The following is a 26,161-nucleotide window of genomic DNA, read 5'->3' as shown; positions in this document are numbered from 1 at the left end:
TATTAGCGTGACATAGTAGCGCGCAGAAGGCCGGGCTTGCATACCTCGGGCTTCTGTCGGATCGCCAACCTTTTCGGTTGGCGATTCATTTTCCGCCTTTCAGCATGTTGATGGCGGCGCCGAGCAGGATGCGCCGTTCGATATCGTTGCTGTCCGCCAGCTGCCGCGCCAGATGTTTTTCCAGCGTTTCCACCGACAGCGCTTCGCCGCGATGGCGCAGCTGCATCACGCCGTCGCCGATCAGGCGTGCGACCTCATCCCATACGGGTTTAATCTCCTGTTCCGAGAACGTCATGGTCTACCTCGGCTGGTTGATTTTTGCCCAATGTAGCAGCTGAACTGCGGCTTCGCTACCGGCTGCCTAAAACAGGAAGCATAAAAAACAAGCCATCAGTATTTCTTCTGGTTTTTACGCTCAATACTTGCGGTGTTGAAAAGCAGGAGAAAACATCATGAACTGGGTCGAAACCTTTACGGAGTACTACCGCCTGAGCCGCACGGGTGAAACGCAGCATTGGCTGTGTCGCCGCTGGTTGCCGCAGGGAGAGGCGCGCTTGGCCTATTTGCGGGAGTTGCTGGAGCCGACCGCGCCGCGGCGGCGGTGAGCAGGGCGCCGGCGTTTGGCCGGCGTCGTTTCGCGGGATTAACCGAAGGCTATCGCCGCCCAACGCAACAGCAGCAACGCCAGGCAGATCAGCAGCAGCACCACCACCATTTTACTGAGCTTGGCGCCCATGCGTTTTGTTGCCACGTTGTTTCCCCTTTAGCTGAAATACCAACCACCGGCGAGGATGATGAGGAAAAGCGTCACTAACGCGACGCCGTTGAGTAAATCGCTGAAGGTATCGTCAGCATCGATGTCATTTTGCCGCATGTTGCCGCCTGGCGGTCGCCATTGGGTGAATAATGTTCACAGTATGCGCCCGACAGCGCGGCAGGCACAGCGAAGAACGGTAAAAACGCGTAAAGGCGGCGGTGGCGGAACGCGCAGTCGCGCTTGCGACGGATGCAGACGGCCGGCAATACGTTGTACTATCCTGTCTGCATTGATGCATTTTTCCTAAAGGTATAATCATGGCGACGGCAATTCCACAGAAATACGAGCACCTTGAGCGCTGGGCGTTCGGCGATACCGAGCAGCAGGCCGATGAAGTGGTGCAATTGATCCTCAATGGCACCAAAACGGCCACCTGTTCCAACCTCGACGGCGAGGGGATCCCGCAGGCCGGCGATCGGTTCCTGGTGGTGGACGGCAAGGGTGAGCCGGTCTGCGCGGTCGAGCTGACCGCGGTGGAAATGAAAACTTACGATCAGGTCGATGAAGCGCACGCCTTTGCCGAAGGCGAGGGCGATCGCTCGCTGGCGCACTGGCGCAAAGAGCTGCAGCGCTTCTTCGAAGAGTACGATCTGTTCTCGCCGGACATGACGCTGGTGCTGATGAATTTCAAAGTCGTCGACAAATTCTAATCTTATGCGCGCCGTTCCCTACGAGTGCCAGTGGGCCAGCCCGGAACTGGCCGCCGATCTGATCGCCGGCCGCGCGACGCTGGCGCAAGACGAAAATTGGGCGCGCAGCGGCGCCCGCGATCGGGCGGAGTACGTCGAGTGGGCCAATCACGTGTGCGGCATGGCCTGTCTGAAAATGGTGCTGGGCCACCGCGACGGCGAAGCGCCGCCGCTGCTGGAGCTGGCGCGGCGCAGCCTGCCTTACGGCGCCTATGTGCGCGAAGGGGAGCGGATAAAGGGGCTGATTTACGCGCCGTTCGTCGAGTTCGTACGCGAGCAGTTCGCGCTGCAAGCGGAGGTGAAGGTGGGGCTGGAGGCCGCTGACGTGCCGGCGCTGCTTCAAGAATGCCGTTACTTTATCGCCTCGGTGCATCCCTCCATTCGCCGGCCGGAGAGCATACCGCCGCAGCGGGGCGGGCATCTGGTGCTGATCACCGCCGCCGATGCGCAAAGCGTGACCTTCCACAATCCTTCGGGCGACAGCCCGGCGACGCGCGAGCGGGTGCACCTGCCGCTCAGCCGCTTCACCCCTTTCTTTGCCGGCCGCGGCATCGCCATCGCATAAAAAAACGCGCTGTTTCCGATGAAAACAGCGCGTCGTCAGCAGTTCTGATGCATTTTCATGCCAGCCGCATCACCCAGGCGTCCGCCTGCCGATCGTAGTGCTGCTTGTACAGCAGTGACTGTTTGCCGTCGAGGATCGCCGGAATGCTGGTGTGTTCATCCCAGCCGTCCAGCTGCATGCACAGATCCGGATCGGACTTGCAGGGAATGCTCAGGGTGCCGGCGCGGTCGGCGCCGGCGTGAAGATGCGCGTCATCGACCTCGAAGCTGCCAATTTTTACGACGGTTTTGCTCATGGGAACTCCTTGCTCAATGGTGTGGTAGGAGGTTAGACCAGTGCGGCCATCGGTAACAGCATAGCCAAGTGAGCAAAAAATGCCACATAAAAATTACATTTTGGAAACAATTTCCACGACGGCAAAGCACCGCGCCTAGTATTCCACCACAAAACTGAGATTGTCTTGATAGCTGCCGACCGCCACTTCCGTCTGCGCCGCATTGACCGCCGCCTTATACGGGATGCTTTGCGCCAGCCCGGTGCCGGCGCCGCTCTGTTTGTTGGTGCTATCCCAAACGGTCGTCGTATTGGGCAAGTAAATCTGATACTGCATGAAATTGCTGGTGCCGCTTTTCATACGCCGCCAACCGGAGACCGGGTTATTACCGTTGGTGAAATAGGTGTTGTATCCCTCGGTTTTGGTGCAGGTCAGGGTGATGCTCTGATTGACAGGATTGAACTGCCCGACCAACGCCATGCTGCCGAAGTTGACGTTGGGCGCGGTGCCGATCAGGCAGTCTTTGGTGATGGCGACGCTGACGCTGACCGTGCTGGCCTTGTTGACGCCGTCCCACCAGATGCACAGGCCGAGCACGCCGAGGCCGCAGATATGGTAGTTCCAGATCAGGTTGATGGTGTCGGTATAGGTGCCCGAACGCACGTTGGCGCCGGCGGTGGTTTTGATATACAGCGGAAAGTTGACGTTGGAGGAGATCAGGATCAGCGACAGCAGGTTCAGCGAGCTGTAGTCAATGGTCTGCCCGATGCTGTAGGGATATTGATAGTTGGCGTCGGGATAGATCAGGTAGGCGATTTTATCGCCGGAACCGTCGGTGTTGGCGACCGCCATGCCGTTGGTGGTCGACGCAACCTTGACCGTGACGGTGTTCTGCGACAGCAGCGATAGCCCGAGGCCGGTGCAGTTGAGGCCGGCGGTGCCCTGGGCGTTGATCTGCCCGTTGTAGACCACGAAAGAGCTGCTTCCCGGTAAGGTGACGGTGCCGTTGGTGGTGGCGCAGTCGGCGAATGCGCGCTGACAGAACAGCAGCGAGAGGGTTAACAATAAGAAGGCTTTCAATCCCCGAAACATAGTGACTCTCCGTCGTTGAATTAGCGGCAGACAACCGGGCCGACGCGCTGGATGCCCTGAGGCTTCGCCAGGCTGAATTCCGCCTGACACGGCGGGCCGCCGTCGGCCGGGATCACGCTCAGCCGATTGTGTTGTTGCACCGGGTCGATATAGGTCATGCCATCCCAACCGACATAGCTTTGCTGATTGCCGCCAACCACCGCCACCTGGCTACCGTTGGCCAACGGTTTGCCTTGCTCGTCAACCAGTTCGACGTCGGCGGCGGAGATGGGTTGGATGGGGAACTCAACCAGAAAACCGCTGTGATCGCGAATGGCGACGGTTTTCTCCACCGTCAGCAGCGCGACGTCGGCGGGCAGGTTGAGCGGATCAATCTGGAATTTCGCATGGTAGTAAGAGGTGACGGTCGGCACCAGTAAATAGCCCTGGGCGTCGGTCTTGCCGATCGGCTGGTTCTCATAGCTCACCGGAATGTCGGCGTATCCTTGCGTGGACACCAGCGCAAAGGCATCGTTGATGGTGTTGGTGGCGTACACGCCGCCGTTCATCGCCACCAGCGAACCGCTGATTTCTCCCCAGTGGTTGGTTTCATCGCGGGTGCCGTATACGCCCGCTCGGGCTTCGAGTCTGCGGGTGCGCCAGGTCAGATCGGCCTGGCGGTAATCGCCGCCGCTCGGGTTATTGGCGTAGGCCAGATTCCAGCCGAAACCGCCATCGGTCGGCGCGGCGCGGCTGTAGCTGACGCGTTCGCTCCAGCGGTTGTTGTTGTCGCGCGCGGCGCTGAAGCTGGCCGTGCCCCAGCTGTCGAACGGAATGGAGAGCTGCAGCTGGGCGCTGTAACCGCTGCTGCCGATTTCCCGGTTCAGCGAGGCGTACAGGCTGCTGTTGCGCCAAAGCGATACGCTGTAGGACAGGTTCACCAGGCGGGTTCGCTGAGCGATGGCGTCGCGGACGTCAAAATAACCGGCGCCGAGGCTACCGAGCCGGCCCAGGCTGACGCTGCCGGTCAACTGATCGGTGCGGCGGCTCAGGCGGTAGTCGCTTTTATACACGGAAATGTCGCCAAAATCGGCGCTGCGCAGGATGCGTTGGGCGTTGAGGCTGAAACGTTGGTTGCTGTAGGTGTAACCAAAGCTGCTCTGATCGCCGTGGTTGCCGGTGTAGCGATAGACGGGCTGGGGATCCGGCTGTTGCAACGGCCTGCCGGTCAGCGGATCGTAATAGGTGGGGGATTGTATCGCCCATTCGCCGTTAAACGCTTCATCGCCGGCCTGGCTGACGCTGTAGGACGCGTTGAGAACCCCCCATTGCCCGACGCGAAGGTCGGCGCCGGCGCCGCCAACCGCCAACTCGGCTGCGCCTTCGGCGCGTCCTTCCAGGGTTAACCAATCAGTGACGCCGTAACGTAAGCTGGCGCTGCCTACCCATTGCCCGTAATCGGCAGAATTCAACCCGTAGTTGCGCCGCAGCAAACCGGTGGAAATGCTGAAATCGCTCATGCCGGTCTGCAGCAGGTTGCTGGCCACGTAGAACGGCACCGTGGTGCTGACCTGGCGGCCGAGGGCGTCGGTGGTGACGACGGTGGCCTGACCCGCGCCGTTAATGTAGGGCACGCTGTTGAGGGTGAACGGCCCGGGATTGATGTTGGTGGTGCTGTTTTTATAGCTGTTGATGTATAAATCGACGCTGCTGGGCAATGCCGCCTGGCCGGAAAATTGCGGCAGCGGGTAGGTGATAAGATCCGGGCGCACCGCGAAATTGCGCGCCAATTGCAAGCCGCCGATGCGCACGGCGCTGCTCCAGGGGAGCGAGCCGGTGGTAAGGTCACCGGCGATCACACTCAGCATCCGCTGGTCGTCGTTGAAACGCCAGTAGCTGTCGTATCGAATATAGCGCCCGCCATCGTCGTTCGGCCCGCCGTTAAACCCGCTGCGGTAGATGCCGGTGTTGGCGATGACGCCGAACCCGTCGAACAGCCGCTGTTCGCTCCACGCCGACAGGTAGCCCGGCCGGCCATTGCCGTTGCTTTGGCTGGCATAGATGTCGTAGTTGAACAGCAAACCCAGACTGCTTTGCGCCGGCAAGCGCTGCAACGGTGAATGGGCGCCGATGGTTTGCTGCGGCAACCAGTCGTTGGGCACGTTGATCAGCAACTGCTGGCTCTCGCCGCTGTAGCTGACATCCACCTTCTCCAGCCGATCGACGGCGATCTCTTTCGCCTGCTTATCCGCTACCGGCAGCCCGGCGTCGAGCAGTTGCTGGGGCGTCATGTAGTAATGGCCGCCGCGGTAGTTGACCTGCACGACGTTGCCGGTTTGGCGCCCGTTGACGACCGGCTCCAGATACAGCGTGGTGTCCGGCATGCTGACGGCGCTGGGCGGCGGCGGCAGATCGTCGCCGAGCGCAAACGGCAGCCAGCCGCCGGCCGCCATGCTCAGCATGGCAAACGCCAGCGGCTTAAGGCTGAAACGCCGCGTCGATAGCCTCCCTGTCGGCTGCACCTGGGCCTCAATAAGACGGAATGGCTACGGGCTGTTTGTTGTCATTGACCGTGGCCATCAGCTTGCCGCTGCTGAAACCGCCGGCGGGCGGTAAGGCGAAGCGCATTTGCGAACCGGGCAGCACGTATCCCATCAGGCCGGGATTCAGGCTGCGGCCTTGCAGCGTCACTTTCGAAATGCGGGCATGCACTGCGCCTTGATTTCGCACCTCCAGCCAGCGTTCGCTGCTTTGCTGCTGTAGACGATAGCTGAGCTGAGGTTGGCTGGCGGTCGCGTAATCGCGCGGTTTTTCGCTGTCCTGTTTGGTCCAAATGCCCTTGCCGCTGACGAACAGCGGCACCGAGTAGCGCATCTGGAATTTCAGCCCCATCTCCGCACCGCCGGGGGCGGCGCCCGACGATTGTTCTTTCACCGGCACCTCATCGACCAAAATGCGGTAGGCGCGCTCCTGTCCCGCCGCCGGGGCCGACTGTTTGATCAGGCGTATCAGCTGGCGTTTGCCTGGCGCGATCGACGCCACCGGCGGGCTGGCGATCACGTCGCTTTGGTTGCTGTAATCGTCTTTGCCGGCGGTTTGCCGCCAACCCAACACGCGAATTTGCATATAGACCGGTTTGCTGTCGCGATTTTCCAGCCACAGCGCGGTGGCCTGTTGTTGATCTTCAATCACCGGATCGATCGGCCAAATGAGAATGGAGGCCGCGGCCAGGGCGTGCTGCTGGCTTGCCAGGAGCAGGGCTGCCGTTAACGGCAGGCGGAAGGGTATGCGCATAACTCATCCTTATTGCAAAAAAACTTAATAAGTGACCGTCAACAAGACCGTATCGCTGTAAACGCCACTGGTGGGCAGGGTACTGGTCGAAAACAGACGGGCGTAAACCTTGATTTCTTGCGTGCTGCCGGTGGCGGCGACGGTCTGCGCCGCGCCGCCGTTGGCGCCATCCCCCCAAAGGGTGGCGTAGTTGCTGTCTTGATAAAGTTGATACAGCAGCGTTTCCGACGTGGCGGCGTTTTGTAATTTTCTGCCGCCGGCGATGGATCCGGTCACATGATTGCCGACGCCGAGGGCCAGCGTAACGCTTAGCCCCGGGTTGCAGCGAAACAGCACCGAACCGGCGCCGCTGCTGGAGACGACGCTGACCGCGTTGCTCAGCGAGGACAGTTGGCCGAAGTTCAGGGTGCCGAAGGTGGTCACGTCACTGACGCCGCTGCCTAATACGCAGCCTTTTACCACGGTTGCATTGACGGTGAACGGTTGGCTTTTGGTCAAGTCGTTGACGCCGGTATCGCTTTGGGCCGGGGAAAGCGGCAGGCAGAACAGCAAACCGCAAATGGAAGCGCGCATCGTCATTACCAATTGATCGTGACCTGTACCGTGTCGGTGTAGCTGCCTGTCGGGGGCGTGGACTGCGCCGGAATCATGCCATAGACCGGCAGCCAGTTGTCCGAACCGTTGGCGGTTTGTGACACGCCCGTCAGATTGTCCCAAATGGTGCTGTGGGAGGCGTTGGTGTACAGGTTGTAATTCACCCGTTGGCCAGCCGCGCTTTGCAGGTAGCGGGCAGCGGTATTGCCGCTTTGCCCGCCGCCAAGCAGAACGCTGTAGCTGGTGCCGTTGGTGCATTTCACCCGAATGGCGCCGGCGTTTTGCTGCCCGGCGACGCTGGTGGCGGTGCTGAGAAAATACAGCGTGCCGAAATTCAGCGTGCCGAAGCTGACGTTGCCGCCTGAGCTGCTGCCGGCTTCACAGGCGCTGAGCAAGGTCGCGCTGACGCCGAGGGTCGCCGTTTTACTGTCGGCCTGCGCCAACAGGCTGCACGCCCATAATCCGCCGCAGCAAAGCGCGAGCCGCACCGTTACCAGGTGACCGTCATCGTGACGGTGTCGTTATAGGTGTCCGCCGCGGGGGTAGAACCGGCCGCCGGCACGCGGCCATACACGATCAGCGGAACGGCGGCGCCGGTGCCGGTGCCGGTCAGCGCGTTGGCGCCGCTGCCCCAGGCGGTGGTGCGCGCGGCATCCTGGTAAAGGTTATAGCTGATGAATGCGCCTGCCGTGCTGGCCATGCGGCGTTGGGTGCCTGACGTGACGTGGAGCCCGTTGTCCAGCGCCACGGTGTAGTCTGTGCCGGTGGTGCAGGTCAATGACAGCGTACCGGCCCCACCTGCGCCGGTGGCGCTGGCGTCGATGATGTTGGCCAGTGAAGAGTAGGTGCCGAAGCTGATGGAGCCGAAGTCGTTGACGGAACCGCTGCTGTTGCCGCCACCCACGACGCAACCGGCGCCGATGGTCAGCGTCACGCCTAGCGTGCCCTGAATGGTGCCTGCTGCGTTAGCCGCGCCGTTGGCGCACAGCAGGGTTGCTACCGAGGTCAATGCCATCAGAGTTTTTTTCATCTTATATTCCTTGCCGTATGAGAGAAAGCCCGCAAAGACGCCACCCAGAGGTGGGTTGAACGTATTCATTTAGCTGCACTTTAATTAATAGAATAAGAATCGGGAATTGTCTTGATGAAAGCGAGAAACTTTTTATTCCCATCCCCCGGCTGACGGGGCTTGCAGGTGAGGTATACCGATAAATTGAAATGATTAGAATAATAACGAACGGTGATGGGAATATTATTAGCGTTATTTTATCGCCGGGGCGTTTTATTCCCCGGCGCGGTATTGTTTACAGGTGGAAATCCAGCGCGCCGTCGCGCACCAGCTCGCGCGGCAGGTTGTTCTTGATACGGCTGCCGATGCGCTTGGCGATGCCCAGCGGCTGCCCCTGGTAGGTGACGATGCATTCATCGCCCGCCGGCGGCAGTTCCGGGTAGAGATCGCGGCCGTGATACCACTCCTGCGCCAGCGCGGCGTCCAGCTCGAAATGCGCTTTGCCGCCGGTGCCGGCCAGCGCGATCGCCGCCTCGTGCTGCCAGCGGAAACCTTTCGGGAAACGCTCCGCCAGTTTGAGGCCGATGCGCGAGAAGCGCACCTTGCCGAACAGCGGTTCCAGCTCGGCCGGGAACAGCCAGATCTCTTTGTCGCGCTCCCATAGCCGGCCGTCATCGCCCCAGGTCAAGCCGGATGCGGCGGCGGCTTGGGCGACCTGCGCCGCTTCTTTGCCGGACAGCGGGCTGAACGGGAATTTACCGACTTTGTAGGTCGGCTTCGCCAACGGCGCCACGGCGCGCCGTTTGCGCAGGCGGGCGACGAAAAAGCCTTCGCTGTCGTAAATCTGCGGGAAGACGTGCAGGAAACCTTCGGCGGTCAGCGCCTTGTTGGCGCCGGGGAACAGCTCGCCCAGCGGCTCGATGCTGACCGCGTCGCCGTAGGTGTCCAGCAACCAGCGCACCACCTGCTGGTTTTCCTGCGCATTGAGCGTGCAGGTGGAGTAAACCATCACGCCGCCCGGCGCCAGCGCATGAAACGCGCTGTCGATCAGCTCGCGTTGGGTGGCGGCGATCTCGGCCACGCTTTCCGGCGACCAGTTGCTCATGGCGTCCGGATCCTTGCGCACCACGCCTTCGCCGGAGCAGGGGGCGTCGAGCAGAATGGCGTCGAAGCTCTCCGGCAGCGCGGCGCCGAACACCCGGCCGTCGAAGTGGGTCAGCGCGGTGTTCTTCACGCCGCAGCGGCTGATATTGGCGTGCAGCACTTTCACCCGGCTGGCGGAGTATTCGTTGGCGACGATGCCGCCCTGATTGCCCATCAGCGCGGCGATCTGGGTGGTTTTGGATCCCGGCGCCGCCGCCACGTCCAGCACCCGAGTCGGCGCCGCGCCGCCCGCGAACAGCGCGCTGACCGGCAGCATCGAACTGGCTTCCTGAATGTAGAACAGGCCGCTCAGGTGTTCGGCGGCGCTGCCCAGGCGCAGCTCTTCATCGTCGCGCTCGATCCAGAACCCTTCCGCGCACCAGGGAATGGGCTCCAGTCGCCAGTCGTAATCCTGCACCAGCGCCAGGAAATCGGCGACGCTGATTTTCAGCGTATTGACGCGCAGGCTGCGGCGCAGCGGGCGCTGGCAGGCGGCGATAAAATCGTCCATCGCCAGCTCGGCGGGCATGATGGCGCGGGTGGCGTCAAGGAAAGCGGGGGGCAGAAAAACGGCGGTGGATTTGGCCACGGGGCGAACTCTCAGGGTGCAAAAAAGATAAGGGCGAGAGTTTATCACAAAGCGGAAAAAAACAGGGCCTGGCGATGCCAGGCCCTGAGGAAAATGCGAAATTTAATCGCGCGGAATGGCGGTGCCCCAGGTTTTCCAGTCCTTAGGCTCTTCCGGATTCAGCAGGAAGTGTTTGTTCGGCGTGGCTTTCGGCGCCAGCGGAATGGTCGGCGGCGTGGCGAAGGCGATACCGCCGCGGATGAACTGCTGGAAGGTGCCGCTCTTGATCACGCCGCCGGTCAGGCCGAACTGCAGGTTGTAACCCGAAGCCAGCCAGAACACGCTGTTGTTGCGCACCAGATGCTGATATTTCTTGCTGATGCGCAGCGCGACGTGCACCCGATCGGACATGGCGCCAAGGTAGAAGCCGGTGATGGTACCGACCTCTACGCCGCGGAACAGCACCGGCGTGCCGATCTGTAGCGAGCCGGTTTCGGCGGCGTCGAGCACTACGCTCAGGCCGTCGAGATAGCGCGAGTCGGTGATGCTGGCCTGCTGCAGCTCGAAGGTGCGCAGCTCGCGGCCGCGCCCCGGCTCCACGTTGATATAAGGCTGGAGCAGGGTATCGAGATTGCTGACGCCGGCGGCGGAGATCTCCGGCGAAACGATCGAGAAGCGGCTGCCCAGGCGCGCGAAAGTGTGCACATATTCCGGATACAGCACCGCTTTGGCCAACACTTCGTTGCGCTCCGGCGCCAGCTGCAGCGACTCCACCTGGCCGACGTCGATACCGAGGTAGCGCAGCGGCATGCCCGCCGACAGCTTGCTGGCGTCGTAGGTTCGCAGCATGATTTGGCTGCCCACCGCGCGGGCGGCGGTTTCGCTGGCGTACAGCACGCGGTTGGCGCCCTTGTTGAGCGTCACGCCCTGCAGGTTGTCGAAGCTGATGGCGCCTTTCAGCGCGCGGTTAAGCGGCGAAGCCTGCACCGTCAGCCCGCTGCCGTTGAGCTGCACCTTGGCGCCGCCTTCGGCCCAAAAGATGCTTTCGCGGGTCAGCAGCTTGCGGTATTCCGGGCTGATGTAGACGTCCACCTCAAACTCGTTGGCCTTCGGCCGAACGTTGACGATCTCGCCCACCTGGAATTTGCGGTACAGCACCACCGAACCTGCTTGCACATCCGGCAGGCTGGTGGCGCTGAGGGTCAGGGTGGTGGAAGGGGCGTTGCCGACGATGCCTTCCTCGGCTTTTTCGCTGTTGGCGTACAGCGGGTATTGGCCGCCCGGTTCCCCCTTGCTGCCGGGAATAATGCGCACGCCGCCGTCCACCCATTCCTGAGCGCTGGCGCCGAGCACTTCCATGCCGTCGATGCCCAGCTTGACGTCGAGCCGGCTGTTGACCACGAATTTGCTGTCTTTGTGCAGCAGGCCGCGATACTGCGCGTCGATGGCGGCGGTGAACACCACGCCGCCGGCGGTCAGGGTGCGGCTCAGGATCTGGCCGACTTTCACGCCGTGCACCACCAGCGGTTGCCCGACGTCGATGCCGTAGCTTTGCGGCGCATTCAGCGTGACGGTCAGCACGCCAGGCTGCTGCAACAGCGTTTCGCTGCTGTCCAGCACGTTGAAGCGCTGCTGCGGCTCACCTTCGCCCGGCACCAACTCCAGCGTGGTGCCGGTCAGCAGTTGGCTGAGCTTGGCGTCGTTGAGGCTGATGCGCGGGCTGCGCATCACGATGCGGGTGCCGCTGCGCATCAGATCGACCACCGAAGGATCGATGGTCAGTTCACCGACCACTTTGCTGTCCTGTTGCAACGTCAGCTTGGTCAGGGTGCCGACCTGCAGCCCTTGGTACATCAGCGGCGTGCGGTTTTCACTCAGGCTGTTGCCGCTCGGCAGATCCAGCAGGATATTGACGCCGCGTTGGCTGTGGGCCAGATCCGGATACAGGGTATAGCTCTGATCGCCCTTGGCCTGCTGGCCATCGGCCGGCGAATCGAAGGCGATGGCGCCGTTGACCAGCGCCGCCAGGCTCTCCATTTGCACCGTCGCGCCGGACAGGCTGAAATCGCCCTTGAAACCGGAGACATTCCAGAAGCGGCTGTTGCTCTTCACCAGGTTGGCGAAACGGCGGTCGATCAGCACGTCGATGGTCACGCCCTTGTTGCCTTCGCTGATGGTGTAGTCATACACCTTGCCGACCGGGATTTTACGGTAGTAGACCAGCGAGCCGCTGTTGAGCGAGCCGAGATCGTCGGCGTGCAGGTGGATCATCAGCTCGCCGGTGTTCAGGCGGTATTTCGGCTGGGTATCGAGCGCGGTGAAGTGGGTTTGCTCCTTGCCGCTGCCGGGCATCATGCCGATATAGTTGCCGCCGACCAGGGCATCGAGCCCGGAGACCCCGGCCAGCGAGGCTTTGGGCGTCACCAGCCAAAACTGGGTGCCTTCGCGCAGCGAGTCTTCCAGATCGCTTTTGATGCTGGCCTCCACCACGATGCTGCGCAAATCTTTGCTCAGGCTGATTTTCTGCACCGTGCCGACCTCTACGCCCTGATAGCGCACCGGCGTGCGGCCGGCGACGATGCCCGCTGCCGATTGGAAATCGATGGTGACGGTGGTGCCGCGCTCCTGGACATTGTTATAAACCAGCCACCCGGCGATCAGCAGGGCGATGAACGGCAGTAACCAGAACGGTGAAATGCGGCGCTTGTTCTTGACCCGCGCTTCAGTCGGTGTAGTCGGCGTTTCCTGTTGCATGTGCATCCCAAATCAATCGGCTATCCAGCCACTCAACGGCAAGAATAGTCAAAATGACCGCCGAGCCAAAGTAAAACGCGGCCGGTCCCATAGTAAAAGATAACAGCTGGTCGCGGTTTACCAGCGACATCATCAAGGCGATAACGAACAGATCGAGCATCGACCAGCGGCCGATCCAGGCGACCAGACGTAGCAGACGAATGCGTGTCTTCAGGCTGTGCGAGGTTTTGAAGTGAATGCTGAACAACAGCGTGATCAGCACGATCACTTTGGTAAAGGGCACCAGCACGCTGGCGATGAACACGATGGCGGCGATCGGCACGTTGCCGGAGGTGACCAGCGAGACCACGCCGGAGAATATGGTGTCTTCGAGGCGCACGCCGTTGGCGTAAATGATGGAAATCGGCAGCAGGTTGGCCGGTATCAACAGGATCATCGCCGCGATCAGCGCCGCCCAGGTTTTCTGCAGGCTGTAAGGCTGGCGGTGGCACATCGGCACGTGGCAGCGCGAACAGCGGCCGCGCGCGTCGGGGTAGCCGGTATAGTGGCAGGACAGGCAAATGTGCAGCGCCGCCGGCGGGCCTTTCGGCTGTTCCTGCGGATAGTAGCGCTCCCACAGCTGCTCCAGGTTGGCGTGGATCAGCGTCAGGATGCTGAGCAGGGTGAGCGACAGGTAGGCGATCAGCGCGCTGCCCGCCTGGATGTCGGCGTAATCCTGCACCTTGATCGCCGCCACCGCCATGCCAATCAGATAGATGTCCAGCATCACCCACTCTTTCAGCCGCTCCAGCATCAGCAGCACCGGCCGCAGGTTCATGCCGAGCGCGTGGCCGAAGCGCAGGTACAGCAACGACAGCGCCAGCGTCAGCGGGGCGCCGATGGTGCAGAACGCCACCATGCTGGCGGTAAGCGGGTCGCCCTGACGGCTCATCTGCCAGATGCCTTCCAGCAAACTGGCGTCGATGCGCGTGCCGAGCAGGCGGATGCTGATCAGCGGTTCGGTGAAGGCGAACGGCATCAGCAGCAGCATGGCGATCGCCATGGCGGTCAGGCGCGTCATCGACCAGTCGCGGCCGTTCACTACCTTGGCGTTGCAGCGCGGGCAATAGGCGGCCTGGTTGCCGCTGAGCGGCGGCAGCACGAACAGCAGATCGCACTCGCAGCAGCGCTGGTGGCGCGCTTTGGAAAGGGGGGCGGTGATCGCGTGTATTTTCATCTTTGACAAGTCGCTGCCCTTGAGCCCGCCGGAACTGTCAGCGTAGCTGAAAAATAAACCGGCCGCGTCACTGGCGATCGGGCGCCGGACGGTAAAACGAGGTAAACCGGGATTCTGAGCGGCAAACATACCCCGAGCGACAGGGTTTTGTGAAGCAACAGATGATTAACCTTGTGGCTATACGCATTTAATGCTTATTTTATAGAGCCTAAGCTTTGGGCTTCTGGCCATCTTCACTGTTTCAATGGTTATCACATGACAAAAGAACAATTCTACGCGGAATTAAAACGTGACCTGAGCGCGTTGCTCGGCGGGGAAACCAACTTTATCGCGGCGTTGTCCAACGCCAGCGCGTTGCTCAACGAGCGTCTGGATGACGTGAACTGGGTCGGTTTCTATCTGATGGATGGCGGCCAGCTGGTGCTGGGGCCGTTCCAGGGCAAGATCGCCTGCGTGCGTATTCCGGTGGGCAAGGGCGTGTGCGGCACGGCGGTGGCGGAAAATCGCGTGCAGCGCGTCGGCGACGTGCATGCGTTCCCGGGCCATATCGCCTGCGATGCGGCCAGCAACGCGGAAATCGTGCTGCCGCTGGCGGTTGGCGGCCGAGCGATCGGCGTTTTGGATATCGACAGCACGGTTTATCAACGCTTCGACGAACAGGACGAAGCGGGCTTGAAAGCAGTGGTGGCGGGGCTTTGTGAGCAACTGGAACAGTGCGACAGTGCGAAATATGTGACTGTGGCGGCAAGTTGATCGACGGTTAACGTGGCAATTACCGATGGCGTCATTATAATGACGCCTGTTCATGCCTGTGGCTTGTTGGCAATACCGTTGTAATCAGGAAATTTCATGGAAAATCAACCTAAGTTGAACTCTAGTAAAGAAGTCATTGCTTTTCTTGCCGAGCGTTTTCCGCTCTGCTTTAGCGCCGAAGGCGAAGCTCGTCCGCTGAAAATCGGTATTTTTCAGGATTTGGTAGAGCGCGTGCAGGGGGAAGAGAATCTCAGCAAAACGCAATTGCGTTCTGCCCTGCGCCTGTACACCTCAAGCTGGCGTTACCTGTACGGCGTCAAAGTCGGCGCGCAGCGCGTCGATCTGGACGGCAATCCGTGCGGTGAACTGGAGCAGCAGCATGTCGATCATGCTCGCCAGCAGCTTGAAGAAGCCAAAGCGCGCGTTCAGGCACAGCGTGCCGAACAAAACGCCAAAAAACGTGAAGCCGCCGGTGAATCCGCCGATGCCGCGCCACGCCGTCCGCGCCCAGCCGGTAAAAAGCCCGCTGCACGTCGCGAAGGCGGAGCCGCGTCGGAGAACCGCAAGCCGCGCCCACAAACTCGCCCACAGCCAGCTCGTCAACCTCGTGCAGCAAAAGAGGAAAACCAGCCGCGTTATGCGCCAGTCACGGATATCTCTAAACTGCAAATTGGCCAGGAAATCAAAGTCAGAGCAGGCAAGAGCGCGATGGATGCTACCGTACTCGAAATCGCTAAAGATGGCGTACGTGTGCAGCTCTCTTCCGGTCTGGCGATGATTGTGCGCGCAGAACACTTGCAGTTCTGATACGGAGGCCAACCCAGGCATGAACAAATTCGTCAGATTAACAGCGATTGCAGGGCTGCTGTGGGCGGGTGTCAGTTACGGCGCGGAAACAGCCAACATCCGCATCGGCCAACTGCCTCAACTGCAACAGGAACCTCAGCACGCTACGGTGAGTGAGCGCGTCACCTCGCGCTTCACTCGCTCTCATTACCGCCAGTTCGCCCTCGACGCGGAGTTTTCAGGCAAGATCTTCGATCGCTACCTGAACATGCTGGACTACAGCCATAACGTGTTGCTGGCCTCCGACGTGGCGCAGTTCGCCGGCAAACGCAATCAGGTGGGCGAAGAGCTGAAAACCGGCAAGCTGGACACCTTCTACGCGCTGTTCAATCTGGCGCAGAAACGCCGCTTTGAGCGTTACACCTATGCGTTGTCGTTGCTGGACAAGCCGATGAACTTTACCGGCAACGGCACTATCGATCTCGACCGCAGCAAAGCGCCGTGGCCGAAAGACAAGGCCGAGCTGGATAGCCTGTGGGATGCGAAAGTCACCTATGACGAGCTGAACCTCAAGCTGACCGGCAAGACCGACAAAGAAATCCGCGACACGCTGACCAAGCGCTATCAGTTCGCCATCAAGCGCCTGACGCAAAGCAACAGCGAAGACGTCTTCCAGCTGGCGATGAATGCCTTTGCGCATGAAATCGACCCGCACACCAACTATCTGTCTCCGCGCAACACCGAGCAGTTCAACACCGAGATGAGCCTGTCGCTGGAAGGCATCGGCGCGGTGCTGCAGATGGATGACGACTACACCCTGATCAACTCGATGGTGCCGGGCGGCCCGGCGGCGAAGAGCAAGGCGATCACCGTGGGCGATCGCATCGTCGGCGTCGGCCAGGCCGGCAAACCGATGGTGGACGTGATCGGCTGGCGCCTGGACGACGTGGTGTCATTGATCAAAGGGCCGAAGGGCAGCAAGGTGCGCCTGGAGATCCTGCCGGCAGGCAAGGGCACCAAAACCCGCGTGGTCACCCTTACCCGCGAGCGCATCCGCCTGGAAGACCGCGCGGTGAAAATGACCATCAAGACCGTCGGCAAAGAGAAGGTGGCGGTGTTCGACATCCCCGGCTTCTACGTCGGTCTGACCGATGACGTGAAAGTGCAGCTGCAGAAGATGGCCAAGCAGAACGTCAAGAGCGTGATCATCGATCTGCGCACCAACGGCGGCGGCGCGCTGACCGAAGCGGTGTCGCTGTCCGGCCTGTTCATTCCGAGCGGCCCGGTGGTGCAGGTGCGCGACAACAACGGCAAAGTGCGTGAAGACGCCGACACCGACGGCGTGACCTACTACAAAGGCCCGCTGGTGGTGCTGGTCGATCGCTTCAGCGCCTCCGCCTCCGAGATCTTCGCGGCGGCGATGCAGGATTACGGCCGCGCGCTGATCGTCGGCGAGCCGACCTTCGGTAAAGGCACCGTGCAGCAGTACCGTTCGCTGAACCGCATCTACGATCAGATGCTGCGCCCTGAGTGGCCGGCGCTGGGGTCGGTGCAGTACACCATTCAGAAGTTCTACCGCGTCAACGGCGGCAGCACCCAGCGCAAAGGGGTGACCCCGGACATTCTGATGCCGACCGGCGTCGATCCGGCGGAAACCGGCGAAGCGTTTGAAGACAACGCCATGCCGTGGGACAGCATCAATGCGGCGACCTACAGCAAGACCGGCGATATGGCGCCGTTCGAGCCGGAGCTGCTGAAAGATCACCAGCAGCGCATCGCGCAGAATCCGGAGTTCCAGTACATCGCGCAGGATATCGCGCATTACAAGGCGCTGAAGGATAAACGCAATATCGTGTCCCTCAATCTGGCTGTGCGCGAGAAAGAGAACCACGACGACGATGCGACCCGTCTGAAACGCATCAACGAGCGCCTGGAACGTGCGGGCAAGAAGCCGCTGAAATCGCTCGACGATCTGCCGAAGGATTACCAGGAACCGGATCCGTACCTGGATGAAACCGTGCATATCGCGCTGGAGCTGGCTCATCTGGAAAAAGATCGGCCCGCTCAGCAGCCAACGCCGGCCAAATAAGGCCGCGTCCGGCAGGATGAAAAACGCACCCTCGGGTGCGTTTTTTTATGGCGACGCGAAGGCCTGCTTCCCTGCAGGGGGAATGGGGGCGGGCTTATGCGTCGCCTGACAAAGTTATGGCAAAAAACCCTCCGCCTTACGCAACAATCGTTTACAATTTGCCAAATCCCGGTCGCGCGCCGTTTTTGTAAAGTTTCGTATTTTTAGTAGGTTAATGACGCGCGACTCTTGAAACTGTGACGAATGCCCATACGATCTAGGGTATCTTAGACAGCGTTTTGTTAACATTTATGAGGAAGTAAACATTTTATGATGCGTATAGCTCTGTTCCTGCTCACCAACCTGGCGGTGATGTTGGTTTTCGGGCTGGTGCTCAGCCTGACAGGAATCCAATCCAGTAGCGTTCAGGGCCTGATGATCATGGCCGGTCTGTTCGGCTTCGGCGGCGCTTTCGTGTCGTTGCTGATGTCCAAGTGGATGGCGCTGCGCTCCGTCGGCGGGGAAGTGATTGAACAACCGCGTAACGAAACCGAAAACTGGCTGCTGGAAACGGTGCGCCGTCAGTCGCAGCAGGCGGGCATCGCCATGCCGCAGGTTGCTATCTACCACGCGCCGGACATCAACGCCTTCGCCACCGGCGCGCGCCGCGACGCCTCGCTGGTCGCCGTCAGCACCGGCCTGCTGCAGAGCATGAGCCGCGACGAAGCGGAAGCGGTCATCGCGCACGAAATCAGCCACGTCGCCAACGGCGATATGGTGACCATGACCCTGATTCAGGGCATCGTGAACACCTTCGTCATCTTCATTTCGCGCCTGATCGCGCAGGTGGCCGCCGGCTTCCTGGGCAACCGCGACGGTGAAGGGGAAGGCAACGGCAACCCGATGATTTATTTCGCGGTGTCGATGGTGCTGGAACTGGTGTTCGGCATCCTGGCAAGCATCATCACCATGTGGTTCTCGCGTCACCGCGAGTTCTACGCCGACGCCGGCTCCGCCAAGCTGGTGGGCCGCGAGAAGATGATCGCCGCCTTGCAGCGCCTGAAAACCAGCTACGAACCGCAGGAAGCGGGCAGCATGATGGCGTTCTGCATCAACGGCAAATCCAAGTCGTTCAGCGAGCTGTTCATGTCGCACCCACCGCTCGACAAGCGCATCGAAGCGCTGCGTTCCGGCCAGTACCTGAAGTAATCGGCTGAATGAAAGGAAAAACCCCGGCTCGCCGGGGTTTTTTTATGGCATGACGAAATCGCTTTTTCAGGTGGAGGATGCTGATTCAAGCGTCTGATTTCGCGATTTGAATACGGCCTTTCCGCCTCTCGCGGTACGCTAGCCGCTGCAGGCTACCATGCCTGACGCCTTCGCTTGCTTGGTTTGGGAAGCTCATGCTATACGCTTTGGCACCATAACGTCTGTCCCTGAGACCCTATGAAAATCAACGCTCTTCCCTTGCTCGGCTGTGATGAGGCGCTGGCGCGCCTTACCATATTGGCGGGCGGCGTCGCCGATGCGTCTGCGGAGTTGTTAAACCGGAATGGTTACGATTCTGAACAGCCAGCTATACGCTGGCATTCAGGCGACCTGCACCTCCCATCGTTTTTCCCAGACGAGAACGACAGGCACGATTACGATTATCTGGTCGTAGAAGGAGATCTGATCGTAGAGGGGTGCATGGCGGTGTCACCCCAGCGGGAGGACGGCGGCATCATTGTGCTGGGGCGGCTGCAGTCGGATACGCTGATTTGTTTGGGCGAGCTGCTCGTGCGTGACGATGCCCGCATACGCCATGCCTATTGCAGCTCTGGAAACGACGGCGCGTTTGTGGTGGGGGGAAATCTGGCCGTGCTCACCCTGGTAGAAACGGGGGAATTTGTCCATGTACATGGCGATCTCGACGCGCGATGTCTCGCCTCATTGCAGAACTTCGTTCAGGTTGACGGAGAGACGCGCTGCGACTGTCGAATCGACAGCGCGCAGTCCGCTGAACCGATCACGCGCATGTTCGCTTCAGACCTGCTGAAGGCCTTTGAGGGGGAGGATAACGACGGCCAACACATTGTTGGCTGGTATCCGGATGACGATGCCTATTTAGCGTGTTTGCAACAAGGCCGCAGCCCTTTGAGGAGCGGCGACTGACGCCAAGCGTATCACACCTGGCGCGGCGTGATTCAGGCCGGCCGCATTGCTGGAACCGCCGGCTTTAGAATCGATGGGGTTTCGGCTGTTTCTATGGCCGCTATTTCACCTCGCGGCTTGGCTGCGCCGTTTGCGCCGTCGATTGGGTGATGCGCAGGCTGCTGACCGCCGCCGCCAGAGTGGCGAACACGCCGGCCAGGACCAGCGATGCGTGGGTGCCGGAGGTGGGGAACAGGTTGAACATCAGCGCCACCAGCGCGGCCCCCGAGGTTTGCCCCAGCAGGCGAGCGGTGCCCAGCATGCCGCTGGCGCCGCCGCTGCGGTTGCGCGGCGCGGCGGAGATGATGGTGTGGTTGTTGGGCGACTGGAACAGGCCGAAGCCGGCGCCGCACAGCACCATGCGCCAGATGATGTCCCCATTCGACGGGTCCGCGGGCAGCAGCGCCAGCGAGAACAGCCCAAGTGCGAACACCGCCAGCCCAATGCAGCCCAGCAGGCCGGCGTGCACGCGCTCTACCAGCCGGCCGGCGATCGGCGCCATCACCACGATCGCCAGCGGCCACGGCGTCAGCAGCAGCCCGGTCGCCACTTCGTCGCGGCCCAATGCGCTTTGCAGAAAGAACGGCAGCGATACCATCGCCAGCATCTGCGCAGCAAACGAGCAGATTGAGGTGCCCATCGACAGGGCGAAGATCGGGATGCGCAGCAGGTCGACCGGCAGCAGCGGAAATTCCTGGCGCAGCTGGCGGCGCACGAACACCGCGCCAATCGCCAGCAGCGCGGCGATCTCGCTGAAGATCAGCGTCAGGCTCTGGCCCTGGGCGAAGCCGCTGATGGCAGTGATCAGCAGGCCGAAGGTCAGCGCGTTCAGCACGGCGCTGGTGGGATCGAAACGGCGGTTATCGCTTTTTTGGCCGTTGGCCGGCAGGAACTTCATGCCCAGCAGCAGCGCGACGAGGCCGATCGGCAGGTTAATGGCGAACAGCCACTGCCAGGACGCGACCGACAGGATCGCCGCCGCCACCGTCGGCCCGGCCGCCGAGGAGCAGGCGACGATCAGCGAATTGATGCCCATGCCGCGGCCGAGAAAACGCTGCGGATAGATGATGCGGATCAGCGCGGTGTTGACGCTCATGATGGCGGCGGCGCCAAAGCCTTGCAGCACGCGGGCGATGGTCAGCGTGAGCAGCGAGTCGGACAGGGCGCAGAACAGCGAGGTGATGCTGAACACCAGCAGCCCGGCCTGATAGATGCGGCGATAACCGATCAGATCGCCGAGCGACGCCAGCGACAGCAGAGAGACGGTGATCGCCAGCTGATAGGCGTTAACCACCCAAATGGAGCTGGCCGGGCTGGCGTTGAGATCGCGCGCGATGGTGGGCAGTGCCACGTTGGCTATCGCGCCGTCGAGCACGGATACGGTAATGCCGAGGGCGATGGCGAGGATCGCCCCATAGCGTTGCGGGACGGGGAGGCCGTCGGAACAAGGACGCATGTTGGTCTCAGCGGTATTTATTCAGGGGAGTATTATCATGCTAATCATATTCGCCCGCGATTGCATGCCCCTTGTCCGCTGAATTGTAAACGGCGGTGAGCGGGCCGGCAGTTATCCATTTGGCTTCAATCGCTTAGCGTTCAACTGCGTTGCGCGTCGCGATCTGTTCCGATTATACTGAAACCCTTGTTTAAATTTCCTGAAACAGAACCGTTAAGTAGGGTATTTGCCATGGCTAACGCAGATTCAGACAAGCAACCGGATGCCGTCTCATCCGTAATGAAAGTGTTCGGTATTTTGCAGGCGCTCGGCGATGAGCGCGAGATTGGCATTACTGAACTATCCCAGCGGGTGATGATGTCCAAAAGCACCGTCTACCGTTTTCTGCAGACCATGAAAGCGCTGGGCTACGTTTCGCAGGAAGGGGAGACGGAAAAATATGCGCTGACGCTCAAGCTGTTCGAGCTGGGCGCCAAATCGTTGCAGAACGTCGATCTGATCCGCAGCGCCGACGTGCAGATGCGCGAACTGTCGAACCGCACCCGCGAAACCATCCACCTTGGCGCCCTGGACGAGGACGGCATCGTCTATATCCACAAGATCGACGCGATGTACAACCTGCGCATGTATTCGCGCATCGGTCGCCGCAACCCGCTGCACAGCACCGCCATCGGTAAAGTGCTGCTGGCCTGGCGCGATCGGGATGAGGTGGCGCAGATCCTGTCGCAGATTGAATTTACCCGCAGCACCGAGCATACCCTGACCAGCGCCGCCGAACTGCTGCCGGTGCTGGTGCGGGTGCGTGAGCAGGGATACGGCGAAGATGCCGAAGAGCAGGAAGTGGGGATCCGTTGTATCGCGGTGCCGGTATTCGATCGGTTTGGGGTGGCGATCGCCGGGTTAAGCCTCTCTTTCCCGACGCTGCGCTTTTCCGAGGCGGCGCGGGAGGAGTATGTAGCGCTGTTGCACGTCGCCGCCCGGCGCATCAGTGAACAGCAGGGCTATTACGACTATCCGTTCTGACCCTTCGCTTCCATGAACAAGGCGCTGCCATGGCAGCGCCTTGTGGCTATTTCACGCCCGGCGTCAGCCGCTGCGAAATCCGTTCCAGCACTAACATCAGCAACAGCGTGGCCGCCACCAGGATCATGGTCAGCGTCGCGCCGTTGGCGATGCTGCCGCGATCGGTCAGGCTGAAGATAGTGACCGGCAGCGTCGCCCAGCTCGGCGGGTAGATCATCATGGTCGCGCCCAGCTCTCCCATCGACAGCGACAGGCTGAGGGCGAAGGCGGAGATCATATAGGGGGCGATCATCGGCAGGGTGACGTGGCGCAGGCGGAACAGCGGCGAAGCGCCCAGGCTGGCGGCGACGTTCTCGTAGTCGCCAGGCAGCCGGGCCAGCCCGGCCATCACGTTGCCGAAGGTGAAGGCGGAAATCAGCACGAAGTGCGCGACGGGCACGATCAGGAAGGTGCCGTTCATCTGCAGCGGCCCCTGGCTGAACGCCACCAGCATCCCGAGACCTATCGACACCGAAGGCACCGCGCTGGGAATGAAGAACAGCGTGCTCAGCAGGCGCTGGCCGCGCCCCTGATGGTGGCGCAGCGCCAACGCCGCCCAGGTGCCGCACAGCAGCGCGAACAGGCTGGCGCTGAAACCGATAGCCAGGCTGGCGACCAGCGCGTCCCAGGAGGCGCCGCCAAAGGCCTGGCGGAAGTGGCTGAGGGTGAAATCGCTCGGCAGCACGCCGTTCCTCTGTTCGCTCAGGCTGGACATCAGGATCACCGCCAGCGGCAGGCAGAAGAACAGCGCGAACAGCGTGACCGCCAGCGTGCAGGTCAGGGTGCGGCCGGTGCGAGACCAAATCAACATCGTCAGTTCCTCAGCCCGGCGCGCGCCGCGGCGTAGCGGTAAAGGGAGAACAGCCCGAGCGACAGCGCGATATTCACGACGGCGATCGCGCAGGCGACGGCATAATCCGACTCCAGAATCGCTTTGGAGTAGACCATCATCGGCAGCGTGGTGACGCCCTTGGCGCCAATAAACAGCACGATGCCGAACTCATTGGTGGTCAACAGCAGGCACAGGCTGCCGCCGGCCAGCAAGGCCGGCAGCGCGGCGGGCAAAATCACCTGGCGCACCACGCGCCCCGGCCGGGCGCCGAGGATGCTGGCGGCTTCGAGCTGGCTGCGATCGATCTGCGACAGCGCCGCCATCAGCGGACGCATCACCAGCGGCGTAAACACGGTGATTTCCGCCAGGATCACGCCCCAGATGGAGTAAAGAAAGTCTACCGGCGGCAGGGTGAAACCGAAGGTCGCCATCAGCGTACCGTTCAGCAGGCCGGCGGAGCCGTAGATAAAGGTGAAGGCCAAGGTGATCAGGAAGGTCGGCATGGCGATAAAGGTATCGATCACCCAGGCGATCAGCCGGCTGCCGGGGAACGGCGTGAACACCAGCAGCAGCGACAGCAGGGTGCCGAGCACCAGGCAGCCCAGCGTCGCCAGCAGCGCAATCTGCAGCGTATTGAGCAGGGCGCTGACAAAGCGTCGGGATTCGAACACCTGCTGCAGCGCGGCGGCGCTGAACAGCCCCTGATCGTCGGTAAACGCCTGTTTGACGATCAGCGCCAGCGGATAGAAAAACAGCGTCGCCAGCACCAGCAGCGGCAGCAGGATCCATAAACGGCGCGGTGAACGCGGCCGCCGGGCCGGGCGAGTAAGCGTAGAGTCGGTCATGTCAGTCCTCGATCAGTACCGCGTCGTCAGGGGCGAAATAGAGCGGCACGCGCTCGCCGATCTGCGGCATCCGGCTGCGGTGGGTGGTGACCACGCGCAGCGGGTGGCCTTGCGCGTCGAACTGCAGGTGCGTCAACTCCCCCTGCCAGTGAATATCGCGCAGCGTGCCGACGATGCAGTTGCTGCGCTGGGCATCGGCATCGAGCGCAATATGCTGCGGCCGAATGCACAGCAGTTTGTCGAAGCCGCGTTGTGCGCCGTAGGTGAAACAGCCGATCACTTTTCCAGCGCAGCTGACGGTGGTCATGCCTTGGCCGGCGGTGGTTTCCAGCGCGGTGGCCGGCAGCAGGTTGGCGCGGCCGAGGAACTCGGCGGCGAAGCGGTTTGTGGGATGACGGTACAGCGCGCGGGTCTCGCCGTGGGCGATCAGGTGTCCGTCGCGCATGATGCCAATCTTGTCCGCCAGCGTCAGCGCTTCGCCCTGATCGTGGGTGACGTACAGGATGGTCAGCTCCGGCAGCTCGCGGTGCAGGCGGGCGATCTCTTCCACCATGCTGTGGCGAATCTGCGCGTCCAGCGCCGACAGCGGTTCATCCAGCAGCAAGACTTTGGGTCGCACCGCGATGGCGCGGGCGATCGCCACGCGCTGCTGTTGGCCGCCGGAGAGCTGGCTGGGATAACGCCTGGCGTAGGCGGACATGCCGACGATGGCCAGCGCCTCCTCGACGCGCTCGGCGGTGAGGCCGCGCGGCTTGCCCTGGGCGCGCAGGCCGAACGCCACATTGTCCTCGACGCGCATATGCGGAAACAGCGCGTAGTTCTGTACCACCATGCCCAGACCGCGCTCATAGGGCGGCACGTCGGTGACATCGACGTCACCGATGGCAATACGCCCGGCGGAAGGCTGCACGAAACCGGCGATCGCCCGCAGCACGGTAGTTTTGCCCGAGCCGGAGGGGCCGATCAGCGCCAGCACTTCGCCGGGGGCGATGGTGAGCGTCAGGGGTTTCAGCACTTCGGTGCCGCGATACGACACGCTGACGCGGTCGAGTTGGATGCCCGACGGCCCGGCGATGTCGAGGCTGTTATCCCGCGCCTCGGCGCGGGAAGAGAGGGTAGAGGGCATTGTCAGCGTCATTCGGTCACCTTGTGCCAGCGTGAGATATCGGCGGACAGGCTGCTTACCACCTGATTCCAGTCCGGCGCCCAGATGTCCACGCCTTTCAGCGCCGCCTGCGACCGCTTGAAGTTATCGTCGGTCGGGATGACGTCCTTACGCACCGGCATGCCGTAGGACATGGCGCTAACGCTGCTCTGCGCTTCTTTGCTCAGCAGGAAGTCGATCAGCTTTTTGCCGTTGGCGCTTTGCGGCGCGCCTTGCACCAGGCCGACATAGTAAGGCAGCGCCAGCGTGCTGCGCTTGCCGTCCGGCCCGGCCGGCCAGAACACCTGCACGTTCGGGTTGCTGCGCATCTGCGCCAGGTTCATCTGCAGATCGCCGTTGGCCACCAACAGCTCGCCTTTATTGACCAGCGCGGTCAGCTTGCCGGTGGAAGCGGAAGGGCCGACGTTGTTGCTTTGCAGCTTGCCGAGGTAGTCGAAACCGGCGTCTTTGCTACCGAAGCTGTGAAACGCCTGCAGCAATACTGCGGTGCCGTCACCGGCCTGGCCCGGCGTGGAGTACTGCAGCTTGTTGCGGAACTGCGCGTCCAGCAGCTGTTGATAGCTGGCGGGCGCCTGCGGCAACAGTTTGGCGTTATAGATGAAGCTCAGGTAGTTGTTTACCAGCGGCACGAACTGCGGCTGAGCGTCGGCGATCTGCGCCGCATCCTGCGGGGTGAAATCCTGCAGCAGTTTTTCCGCGGCGGCGCGCTGGATGAACGGCGGCGGCGTCACCAGCACGTCGGCCTGCGGGTTGCTGCGCTCTTTCGACAGCCGCTCTACGATGGCGCCGGAACCGCCTTCGACGTACTGCACCTTGATGCCGGTTGCCTGAGTGAAGGCGTCGAACTGGGTTTGATACCAGCTGTGATCGCCGGCGTGCAGACCATCGGCGGAGTAGACGGTCACCACCGCGTCGGCGGCCCAGGCCGGCGCGGAGCCGAGTGCGATGGCGGTCATCACGACCAGACGAGAAAGTTTCATAGCTTCAGCCTCACTGTTGCGGATTTA

General features: G+C 61.5%; 26 protein-coding genes. 9 read left to right on the top strand and 17 right to left on the bottom strand.

Annotated elements, in window-relative coordinates; genetic code table 11:
* Positions 1 to 85: 85 nt before the first annotated feature.
* Positions 86 to 295 (bottom strand): hypothetical protein, encoded by a 210-nt coding sequence (locus ACSBQQ_RS08115; protein WP_004931526.1) that lies wholly within the window; start codon positions 293 to 295, stop codon positions 86 to 88.
* Between the two features lie 157 nt (positions 296 to 452).
* Between ACSBQQ_RS08115 and ACSBQQ_RS08110 the strand changes: the two genes are divergently transcribed.
* Positions 453 to 605: a hypothetical protein gene (locus tag ACSBQQ_RS08110; protein WP_162846222.1), complete on the top strand. Its 153-nt coding sequence runs from the start codon at positions 453 to 455 to the stop codon at positions 603 to 605.
* Positions 606 to 643: 38 nt separating this feature from the next.
* Here the strand turns inward: ACSBQQ_RS08110 and yniD are convergent, their stop codons facing one another.
* The gene (gene yniD, locus ACSBQQ_RS08105; protein ID WP_223307179.1) at positions 644 to 736 is read right to left on the bottom strand and encodes a small membrane protein YniD; all 93 of its coding nucleotides are present in this window, start codon (positions 734 to 736) and stop codon (positions 644 to 646) included.
* 338 nt (positions 737 to 1,074) lie between these two features.
* Between yniD and ACSBQQ_RS08100 the strand changes: the two genes are divergently transcribed.
* Both ACSBQQ_RS08100 and ACSBQQ_RS08095 read left to right on the top strand, forming a co-directional pair.
* The gene (locus ACSBQQ_RS08100) at positions 1,075 to 1,467 is read left to right on the top strand and encodes an ASCH domain-containing protein (RefSeq protein WP_033638276.1); all 393 of its coding nucleotides are present in this window, start codon (positions 1,075 to 1,077) and stop codon (positions 1,465 to 1,467) included.
* Positions 1,468 to 1,471: 4 nt separating this feature from the next.
* Entirely contained in the window at positions 1,472 to 2,071 is a 600-nt protein-coding gene (locus ACSBQQ_RS08095; RefSeq protein WP_033646337.1) for a hypothetical protein, read from the top strand.
* Positions 2,072 to 2,126: 55 nt separating this feature from the next.
* Here ACSBQQ_RS08095 and ACSBQQ_RS08090 read toward each other — a convergent pair whose 3' ends face one another.
* From ACSBQQ_RS08090 to yebS, 10 genes are all read right to left on the bottom strand, one after another.
* Complete coding sequence (locus tag ACSBQQ_RS08090; protein WP_004931517.1) at positions 2,127 to 2,366, bottom strand: DUF1480 family protein; 240 nt, start codon at positions 2,364 to 2,366, stop codon at positions 2,127 to 2,129.
* A 135-nt stretch (positions 2,367 to 2,501) separates the two neighbouring features.
* Positions 2,502 to 3,437, bottom strand: coding sequence for a Csu type fimbrial protein (locus tag ACSBQQ_RS08085; RefSeq protein WP_033638278.1), 936 nt, complete (start codon positions 3,435 to 3,437; stop codon positions 2,502 to 2,504).
* A gap of 20 nt (positions 3,438 to 3,457) precedes the next feature.
* Positions 3,458 to 5,878 (bottom strand): fimbria/pilus outer membrane usher protein, encoded by a 2,421-nt coding sequence (locus ACSBQQ_RS08080; RefSeq protein WP_170929826.1) that lies wholly within the window; start codon positions 5,876 to 5,878, stop codon positions 3,458 to 3,460.
* A gap of 67 nt (positions 5,879 to 5,945) precedes the next feature.
* Positions 5,946 to 6,710: a fimbrial biogenesis chaperone gene (locus ACSBQQ_RS08075; RefSeq protein ID WP_033638279.1), complete on the bottom strand. Its 765-nt coding sequence runs from the start codon at positions 6,708 to 6,710 to the stop codon at positions 5,946 to 5,948.
* 24 nt (positions 6,711 to 6,734) lie between these two features.
* On the bottom strand, positions 6,735 to 7,283 hold the full coding sequence (locus ACSBQQ_RS08070) for a Csu type fimbrial protein (RefSeq protein ID WP_086557004.1): 549 nt from the start codon (positions 7,281 to 7,283) through the stop codon (positions 6,735 to 6,737).
* 5 nt (positions 7,284 to 7,288) lie between these two features.
* Complete coding sequence (locus ACSBQQ_RS08065) at positions 7,289 to 7,792, bottom strand: Csu type fimbrial protein (RefSeq protein WP_154632409.1); 504 nt, start codon at positions 7,790 to 7,792, stop codon at positions 7,289 to 7,291.
* Positions 7,793 to 7,794: 2 nt separating this feature from the next.
* Positions 7,795 to 8,334, bottom strand: coding sequence for a Csu type fimbrial protein (locus ACSBQQ_RS08060; protein ID WP_033638282.1), 540 nt, complete (start codon positions 8,332 to 8,334; stop codon positions 7,795 to 7,797).
* 274 nt (positions 8,335 to 8,608) lie between these two features.
* The gene (gene rsmF, locus ACSBQQ_RS08055; protein WP_060428567.1) at positions 8,609 to 10,045 is read right to left on the bottom strand and encodes a 16S rRNA (cytosine(1407)-C(5))-methyltransferase RsmF; all 1,437 of its coding nucleotides are present in this window, start codon (positions 10,043 to 10,045) and stop codon (positions 8,609 to 8,611) included.
* A 102-nt stretch (positions 10,046 to 10,147) separates the two neighbouring features.
* On the bottom strand, positions 10,148 to 12,778 hold the full coding sequence (locus ACSBQQ_RS08050; protein WP_033638759.1) for a PqiB family protein: 2,631 nt from the start codon (positions 12,776 to 12,778) through the stop codon (positions 10,148 to 10,150).
* A complete protein-coding gene (gene yebS, locus ACSBQQ_RS08045) occupies positions 12,747 to 13,994 on the bottom strand; it encodes a membrane integrity lipid transport subunit YebS (RefSeq protein ID WP_060428618.1) in 1,248 nt (415 codons plus the stop codon). The genes ACSBQQ_RS08050 and yebS overlap by 32 nt, the downstream gene beginning before the upstream one ends.
* Before the next feature lie 255 nt (positions 13,995 to 14,249).
* Here yebS and ACSBQQ_RS08040 point away from each other — a divergent pair, with 255 nt between their 5' ends.
* The 5 genes from ACSBQQ_RS08040 (at position 14,250) to ACSBQQ_RS08020 (ending at position 19,755) form a co-directional block, all read left to right on the top strand.
* On the top strand, positions 14,250 to 14,747 hold the full coding sequence (locus ACSBQQ_RS08040) for a GAF domain-containing protein (RefSeq protein ID WP_033638286.1): 498 nt from the start codon (positions 14,250 to 14,252) through the stop codon (positions 14,745 to 14,747).
* 96 nt (positions 14,748 to 14,843) lie between these two features.
* Complete coding sequence (gene proQ, locus ACSBQQ_RS08035) at positions 14,844 to 15,554, top strand: RNA chaperone ProQ (RefSeq protein ID WP_060441846.1); 711 nt, start codon at positions 14,844 to 14,846, stop codon at positions 15,552 to 15,554.
* A gap of 19 nt (positions 15,555 to 15,573) precedes the next feature.
* A complete protein-coding gene (gene prc, locus ACSBQQ_RS08030) occupies positions 15,574 to 17,622 on the top strand; it encodes a carboxy terminal-processing peptidase (protein ID WP_033638289.1) in 2,049 nt (682 codons plus the stop codon).
* A 309-nt stretch (positions 17,623 to 17,931) separates the two neighbouring features.
* Positions 17,932 to 18,810 (top strand): protease HtpX, encoded by an 879-nt coding sequence (gene htpX / locus ACSBQQ_RS08025; RefSeq protein WP_033638291.1) that lies wholly within the window; start codon positions 17,932 to 17,934, stop codon positions 18,808 to 18,810.
* Positions 18,811 to 19,047: 237 nt separating this feature from the next.
* Positions 19,048 to 19,755: a hypothetical protein gene (locus ACSBQQ_RS08020; protein ID WP_060387635.1), complete on the top strand. Its 708-nt coding sequence runs from the start codon at positions 19,048 to 19,050 to the stop codon at positions 19,753 to 19,755.
* A gap of 100 nt (positions 19,756 to 19,855) precedes the next feature.
* On the opposite strand, the gene ACSBQQ_RS08015 is transcribed toward ACSBQQ_RS08020, so the two are convergent.
* A complete protein-coding gene (locus ACSBQQ_RS08015) occupies positions 19,856 to 21,250 on the bottom strand; it encodes an MFS transporter (RefSeq protein WP_033646331.1) in 1,395 nt (464 codons plus the stop codon).
* Between the two features lie 231 nt (positions 21,251 to 21,481).
* Between ACSBQQ_RS08015 and kdgR the strand changes: the two genes are divergently transcribed.
* A complete protein-coding gene (gene kdgR, locus ACSBQQ_RS08010; RefSeq protein ID WP_048321503.1) occupies positions 21,482 to 22,273 on the top strand; it encodes a DNA-binding transcriptional regulator KdgR in 792 nt (263 codons plus the stop codon).
* Between the two features lie 46 nt (positions 22,274 to 22,319).
* Here kdgR and ACSBQQ_RS08005 read toward each other — a convergent pair whose 3' ends face one another.
* From ACSBQQ_RS08005 to ACSBQQ_RS07990, 4 genes are read right to left on the bottom strand one after another with little or no spacing between them, the layout of a single operon-like run.
* Positions 22,320 to 23,123: an ABC transporter permease gene (locus tag ACSBQQ_RS08005; RefSeq protein ID WP_435012823.1), complete on the bottom strand. Its 804-nt coding sequence runs from the start codon at positions 23,121 to 23,123 to the stop codon at positions 22,320 to 22,322.
* Positions 23,124 to 23,125: 2 nt separating this feature from the next.
* Positions 23,126 to 23,989 (bottom strand): 2-aminoethylphosphonate ABC transporter permease subunit, encoded by an 864-nt coding sequence (gene phnU / locus ACSBQQ_RS08000; RefSeq protein WP_033646329.1) that lies wholly within the window; start codon positions 23,987 to 23,989, stop codon positions 23,126 to 23,128.
* 1 nt (position 23,990) lies between these two features.
* Complete coding sequence (phnT, locus tag ACSBQQ_RS07995) at positions 23,991 to 25,121, bottom strand: 2-aminoethylphosphonate ABC transport system ATP-binding subunit PhnT (protein ID WP_407046269.1); 1,131 nt, start codon at positions 25,119 to 25,121, stop codon at positions 23,991 to 23,993.
* A gap of 2 nt (positions 25,122 to 25,123) precedes the next feature.
* Complete coding sequence (locus ACSBQQ_RS07990; RefSeq protein ID WP_049196135.1) at positions 25,124 to 26,134, bottom strand: 2-aminoethylphosphonate ABC transporter substrate-binding protein; 1,011 nt, start codon at positions 26,132 to 26,134, stop codon at positions 25,124 to 25,126.
* Positions 26,135 to 26,161 lie beyond the last annotated feature (27 nt).

It is taken from the genome of Serratia sp. G204Y, assembly GCF_051172435.1.
In the GTDB taxonomy this organism is placed as follows: Bacteria; Pseudomonadota; Gammaproteobacteria; order Enterobacterales; family Enterobacteriaceae; genus Serratia; species Serratia sarumanii.
The sequence above is the reverse complement of the archived record's forward strand: the minus strand, read 5'-3'. Positions and strand labels throughout refer to the sequence as shown.

Bases quoted from the DNA above. Each gene is read 5' to 3' on its own strand.
- ACSBQQ_RS08115 (WP_004931526.1), bottom strand. From the start codon at position 295: ATGACGTTCTCGGAACAGGAGATTAAACCCGTATGGGATGAGGTCGCA.
- ACSBQQ_RS08110 (WP_162846222.1), top strand. From the start codon at position 453: ATGAACTGGGTCGAAACCTTTACGGAGTACTACCGCCTGAGCCGCACG.
- yniD (WP_223307179.1), bottom strand. From the start codon at position 736: ATGGGCGCCAAGCTCAGTAAAATGGTGGTGGTGCTGCTGCTGATCTGC.
- ACSBQQ_RS08100 (WP_033638276.1), top strand. From the start codon at position 1,075: ATGGCGACGGCAATTCCACAGAAATACGAGCACCTTGAGCGCTGGGCG.
- ACSBQQ_RS08095 (WP_033646337.1), top strand. From the start codon at position 1,472: ATGCGCGCCGTTCCCTACGAGTGCCAGTGGGCCAGCCCGGAACTGGCC.
- ACSBQQ_RS08090 (WP_004931517.1), bottom strand. From the start codon at position 2,366: ATGAGCAAAACCGTCGTAAAAATTGGCAGCTTCGAGGTCGATGACGCG.
- ACSBQQ_RS08085 (WP_033638278.1), bottom strand. From the start codon at position 3,437: ATGTTTCGGGGATTGAAAGCCTTCTTATTGTTAACCCTCTCGCTGCTG.
- ACSBQQ_RS08080 (WP_170929826.1), bottom strand. From the start codon at position 5,878: ATGCTGAGCATGGCGGCCGGCGGCTGGCTGCCGTTTGCGCTCGGCGAC.
- ACSBQQ_RS08075 (WP_033638279.1), bottom strand. From the start codon at position 6,710: ATGCGCATACCCTTCCGCCTGCCGTTAACGGCAGCCCTGCTCCTGGCA.
- ACSBQQ_RS08070 (WP_086557004.1), bottom strand. From the start codon at position 7,283: ATGCGCGCTTCCATTTGCGGTTTGCTGTTCTGCCTGCCGCTTTCCCCG.
- ACSBQQ_RS08060 (WP_033638282.1), bottom strand. From the start codon at position 8,334: ATGAAAAAAACTCTGATGGCATTGACCTCGGTAGCAACCCTGCTGTGC.
- ACSBQQ_RS08050 (WP_033638759.1), bottom strand. From the start codon at position 12,778: ATGCAACAGGAAACGCCGACTACACCGACTGAAGCGCGGGTCAAGAAC.
- yebS (WP_060428618.1), bottom strand. From the start codon at position 13,994: ATGAAAATACACGCGATCACCGCCCCCCTTTCCAAAGCGCGCCACCAG.
- ACSBQQ_RS08040 (WP_033638286.1), top strand. From the start codon at position 14,250: ATGACAAAAGAACAATTCTACGCGGAATTAAAACGTGACCTGAGCGCG.
- proQ (WP_060441846.1), top strand. From the start codon at position 14,844: ATGGAAAATCAACCTAAGTTGAACTCTAGTAAAGAAGTCATTGCTTTT.
- prc (WP_033638289.1), top strand. From the start codon at position 15,574: ATGAACAAATTCGTCAGATTAACAGCGATTGCAGGGCTGCTGTGGGCG.
- htpX (WP_033638291.1), top strand. From the start codon at position 17,932: ATGATGCGTATAGCTCTGTTCCTGCTCACCAACCTGGCGGTGATGTTG.
- ACSBQQ_RS08020 (WP_060387635.1), top strand. From the start codon at position 19,048: ATGAAAATCAACGCTCTTCCCTTGCTCGGCTGTGATGAGGCGCTGGCG.
- ACSBQQ_RS08015 (WP_033646331.1), bottom strand. From the start codon at position 21,250: ATGCGTCCTTGTTCCGACGGCCTCCCCGTCCCGCAACGCTATGGGGCG.
- kdgR (WP_048321503.1), top strand. From the start codon at position 21,482: ATGGCTAACGCAGATTCAGACAAGCAACCGGATGCCGTCTCATCCGTA.
- ACSBQQ_RS08005 (WP_435012823.1), bottom strand. From the start codon at position 23,123: ATGTTGATTTGGTCTCGCACCGGCCGCACCCTGACCTGCACGCTGGCG.
- phnU (WP_033646329.1), bottom strand. From the start codon at position 23,989: ATGACCGACTCTACGCTTACTCGCCCGGCCCGGCGGCCGCGTTCACCG.
- ACSBQQ_RS07990 (WP_049196135.1), bottom strand. From the start codon at position 26,134: ATGAAACTTTCTCGTCTGGTCGTGATGACCGCCATCGCACTCGGCTCC.